The 4,662-nt window shown below is 58.6% G+C and carries 4 protein-coding genes; 3 read left to right on the plus strand and 1 reads right to left on the minus strand.

Annotated features, from left to right (window positions below; genetic code table 11):
- Nucleotides 1-460 (minus strand): adenylate/guanylate cyclase domain-containing protein (locus E5W70_RS30685; RefSeq protein WP_292665012.1); only part of this gene is annotated, 460 nt, incomplete at its 3' end.
- Nucleotides 461-962: 502 nt separating this feature from the next.
- On the opposite strand from E5W70_RS30685, the gene E5W70_RS30690 reads away from it, so the two are divergent.
- The 3 genes from E5W70_RS30690 (at nt 963) to E5W70_RS30700 (ending at nt 4,380) form a co-directional block, all read left to right on the plus strand.
- Nucleotides 963-1,925, plus strand: coding sequence for a LysR family transcriptional regulator (locus E5W70_RS30690; RefSeq protein WP_292665013.1), 963 nt, complete (start codon nt 963-965; stop codon nt 1,923-1,925).
- Nucleotides 1,926-2,165: 240 nt separating this feature from the next.
- Entirely contained in the window at nt 2,166-3,122 is a 957-nt protein-coding gene (locus E5W70_RS30695) for an amino acid ABC transporter substrate-binding protein (protein WP_366509763.1), read from the plus strand.
- 70 nt (nt 3,123-3,192) lie between these two features.
- Nucleotides 3,193-4,380, plus strand: a complete 1,188-nt coding sequence (locus E5W70_RS30700; protein ID WP_292665015.1) for an amino acid ABC transporter permease — start codon at nt 3,193-3,195, stop codon at nt 4,378-4,380.
- Nucleotides 4,381-4,662 lie beyond the last annotated feature (282 nt).

Below are 4,662 nucleotides of genomic sequence, written 5' to 3' on the forward strand. Positions count from 1 at the left end.
GCTCGGCGGCGTTCTCGTGCGCCTGCGGGTAGCCGAAATACACCAAAACTCCGTCGCCCATGTACTTGGCGACAAAGCCGCCGAAGTGGACGACCGTGTCGGCAACACAACGGTGATACGCTCCGATGGTCTCACGCAGGTCTTCGGGATCCAGACGCGTCGCTAGCGCCGTCGAGCCGACGAGATCCACGAACATGACGGTCAGCTGTCGACGCTCCGCGCTTAGCCCCCGGGTGCGGCTCTGAGCCGCGATGTCATCGGTGCTCGCGTCGGGATGACTTGACGGCCCCAGCCCCACAACCGCCTTGCGGAATCGCTTGCGATGACCGAGGAGCATACCGAGCTTCTCGAGGTCGGCATCGGTCAGTTCCGGCAGGACTTCCGCGTCGATCGCGTTGTCGCGAAATGCCTGCTCGTATTGCTGGAGGCCGAGGCCTCGCAACCAAGCGGCAACGTCCACACAGCTCTCCCAAGGCTGAATTCGGGTCCTCAGCCGCAATATTAACTCAGATGCCGCGGAAATGCTGTAGTCCGACATGGTTACAGCGGCGGTGACAGCTTGCGGCAGGAAAGAAGCGGGCGATACGCTCCTAGTGATTAAGCGCCCGCATCGGTTAGGTGAGGACAGAGCCTACGCCGAGCTGAATGTCCGCTCATTTGCACCTCGCACTGGAAGCCGCCAGCCAGCTATCGGCCCACTCAAGACGTTCGGTATACATCGGCGCCAAGCATCCGCTCCTGGCGCATTGTGCCGTTCGGAACTGGGTGGGCCGCGGGCAGGATCGCCAATCAACCTAGAGCCTGCGCGCGCTTTGGCCATACGGCAGCCACGGCCAGCGAAGCCGTTGAGGAGTGAAGCTACGACAGGGTCTCGTCACGGCCGTCAACTGCAGGCGCAAAATCTGGCTTTCGCCCGCCGCTTGAAAACAGTGTAGCATGCGAAAAACTGTGCGGACGTTCTCATGAGTTTTGATGATATCGACCTCAATTTGCTGCGAGTATTCGACGTTATGATGCGTGAAAGGAGCGTAACGCGTGCAGCGACCGAATTAGGAAGAACACAATCCGCTGTAAGTCATTCCCTATCAAAGCTTCGGTATCTCTTGCAGGACGAATTGTTCACGAGAGACGGGGGGGAGATGCGGCCAACCCCACGGGCGGTGGAGTTGCTGTCAGATATTTCTGCTGCACTGGCAACGATCCGCGCGTCGATCGACCGGCATCAGGTGTTCAATCCGGCAACGACGCGACGCAACTTTCGCGTTGGACTTACCGATTACCACGCCATGATATTTATCCCTGGGCTCATTCGAGAATTTTCGAGGCAAGCTCCTGGCGCGACGCTGAACGTCATTCCCGCAAACGGACCCGAGATCGGTTCATCAGTCTATTTGAGACAAGTCGACTGTGCGCTGACGGGAGCCGCGATACGCGATGACCCGGGTCTCCTGAAGGTGGAACTTGGCCAGGATCAGCTGTTTTGCGCGGTGTGGAGTGGAAGCAAGATAGCCAGGAAGGCAATGACACTGGAAACGTATTTAGCCAGTTCTCACCTGCAGATTTCTGCAGATGGTCTGGCAGAAGGTCTTGCTGATGCCGCCCTCAAGCTGATGGGTTTACGACGCAATGTCGTTGCGACGATCTCGAACTATCTGGTGCTGCCCTGGGCGCTTCGCAGCACTGAACTGATTACCCATTGCGGCGATGCCATCCTGCAAATGCTGGACGAGAGGAGTGAGGTGACGTTAATCCCGCCGCCCCTTCCCATATCGAATGTGAATGCTTGGCTCATCGTGCACCGCCAGATGGCGAATGACCCGGGTACCAAATGGCTCCGGGAAGTCATCGTGGGCATCTACAACGAGTCGCGGGCCAAGATGCATGAAGGGTCGACCGTGGGAGCACCGGGGTCGGCCGTACAATAGGTCGTCTGCTGTCGCTCATTCGATCAGCCAAGCAAACTGGACGCCACTCAAGGCCATTTCATCCGAGAGCGGGTGCCTCGCTTATTATGAGCAGCGCTCATTTTAGTCATGAGAACAATCAATTTGACGAATACTTATGCTTGAGAGCACAGTTCCCTTCAACAAAAACAGGGGAATGCCGAAATGAGATCAACGTTCAAGGGCCTTCTTGCCCTCGCTATCGCGTGCACCACCTCCTCGGTGTGGTCCGCAACCCTAGACAATGTCAAGAAAAATGGCGTGCTGACGTGTGGCACAAATTCGGCCACGGCTGGCTTCAGCCTTCCCGACAATGAAGGCAAATGGACCGGATTTGTGGTCGACTATTGTCGCGCCGTGGCCGCTGCCGTGCTCGGGGATGCGCAAAAGGTCAAGTTCATCCCATTAACGCCGAAAGATCGCTTCACCGCCTTGCAGTCGGGAGAGATCGACATTCTTGCGCACAACGCAACTTGGACCTCCTCCCGCGATACATCCCTCGGCATTCTGTTTGCCGGCACGTATTTCTATGACGGCCAGGGATTCATGGTGCGCAAGGCGGACAACATCACGTCAGCCAAGGGGCTCGAGGGCGCATCGATATGCGTCACCCAGGGCACCACGACCGAGTTGAACCTTGCCGACTATTTTCGTTCGCAGTCGATCAAGTACACGACGGTTGGTTTCGCCGACGAGGAAGCGGTCGTGAAGGCTTACGAGGAGGGGCGTTGCGACGTCTTGTCCGCGGACACCTCCACCTTGAACGCGTCGCGGCTTCGCATGGCCAAGCCGGACGACAGCATTGTTCTTCCCGAGCTGATCTCCAAGGAGCCGCTTGGCCCGGCGGTGCGGCAGGGTGACGACCAGTGGCTCAATGTGGCGAAATGGACGCTCTACGTCATGGTGGCCGCGGAAGAAAACGGGGTCACCTCCAAGAACGTCGATGCCATGAAATCATCGGACAATCCCAGCATCCGCCGTCTGCTTGGCGTGGACGGCAGCATAGGCAAGGACATCGGACTCGGCGACGACTGGCCAGTCCAGGTGATCAAACAGGTCGGCAACTACGGTGAAGTCTTTGATCACAATATCGGCAAGGATTCGCCGCTGAAAATGGAGCGCGGCATGAACGCGCTCTGGAACAAAGGCGGCGTCCAGTACGCTCCGCCGATCCGCTAGGCAAAGCATGGTTGCAAGGCGCTGGCGCGTTACCGCCAGTGCCTTGCACGGACTCCGATGGGAACAGGCCATGTCCGATTTGTCGCTTCCCGCGCCGTCGCGCAGGAGCCTGTCGCTGCACGATACGAAAGTGCGAGGCATTTTCTACCAGCTCTTGCTCGCTGGCTCCCTGCTGGCCTTGGCCCTGGGCATCGGCATGCAGACCGCATCGAACATGCGGGTGCGGGGGATTCCGCTCTCATTCGATTTTTGGAATGAGTCTGCCGGCTTCGACATCAATCAAACCCTGATACCGTACGATGCACTGTCCACCTACGGTCAGGCCTTCTGGGTGGGAGTGGTAAACACCCTCTACGTCAGCTTCCTCGCAATCCTGTTGGCGACCTTGCTTGGCTTCGTCATCGGCGTTGCTCGCCTGTCGTCGAACTGGATCGTTTCGAAGGTGGCGACCGCCTATGTCGAGCTAGTGCGCAATGTCCCATTGTTGCTGCAGTTGCTGTTCTGGTACAACGCCGTCCTTAAGCCGTTGCCCGCCCCGAAGGCGTCCATCGCCATTCCCGGCGGCATTTATCTCAACAATCGCGGCCTCATCATTCCGGAGATCCAGTTGCATTCGGGAGCGGGGCTGGTGGGCCTGGCATTCGTGACGGCCCTTTCCTGCTGCGTTGCACTCTGGTTTCGCGCCAGGAGCGTCCAAAGACGGACGGGCAAGCAGCTGCCGGTGCTCCTGGTCAGTCTTGCGACCTTGATAGGATTTCCGCTGGTCGTGTTCCTGGCGGCTGGCGAGCCGGTCTCGTTCGTCGCGCCGCAGCTACGGGGCTTCAATTTTCAAGGCGGGCATCAGCTCTATCCAGAGTTTGCCGCTCTCCTGATCGGTCTGTCGGTCTACACCGCATCTTACATCGCCGAGATTGTCCGAAGTGGAATCCAGGCGGTGCCAAAGGGCCAGACCGAAGCTGCGTATGCGCTCGGGCTGGCGCCGGGCAAGACACTTCGCCTGGTCGTCGTTCCCCAGGCGCTGCGCATCATCATACCGCCTTTGACAAGCCAGTATCTCAATCTCATCAAGAACTCGTCGCTGGCGGTGTTCATCGGCTATCCCGACCTCGTGCAGATCTTTGCAGGGACGGTGCTCAACCAGACCGGCGCGGCCGTCCAGGTCATGGCGATCACCCTGTCGGTCTATCTCATTATCTCCCTTGCCACGTCGTCGGCCATGAACGCGTGTAACCGACATTTTGCGATCGTCGAGAGGTGACGCATGAGCGATCAGTCCATGCATTCGCCATTTGTCAGCGGTGCGCTCATACCAGCGATGGCGCCTCCCGCGGACGTTCGGCCGGGTCCACTGACCTGGATGAAAAAGAATCTGTTTTCGACGCCGTCTTCAGGCGTGCTGACAATAGGCTTTGTCGTCCTCGCCGCGTGGCTGCTGCATCACTTTCTGAGCTTTGCGATCTTCAACGCGGTCTGGAGCGGCGGCCGCGAAGCCTGCCGTGCGAACAGCCAAGGAGCTTGCTGGCCTTTCATTGCCGAGAAG

The organism is Mesorhizobium sp., assembly GCF_005063415.1.
GTDB lineage: Bacteria > Pseudomonadota > Alphaproteobacteria > Rhizobiales > Rhizobiaceae > Mesorhizobium.

What these genes read in the sequence shown, in the direction of transcription:
- E5W70_RS30690 (WP_292665013.1), top strand. Translation starts at nt 963, where the DNA reads ATGAGTTTTGATGATATCGACCTCAATTTGCTGCGAGTATTCGACGTT.
- E5W70_RS30700 (WP_292665015.1), top strand. Translation starts at nt 3,193, where the DNA reads ATGTCCGATTTGTCGCTTCCCGCGCCGTCGCGCAGGAGCCTGTCGCTG.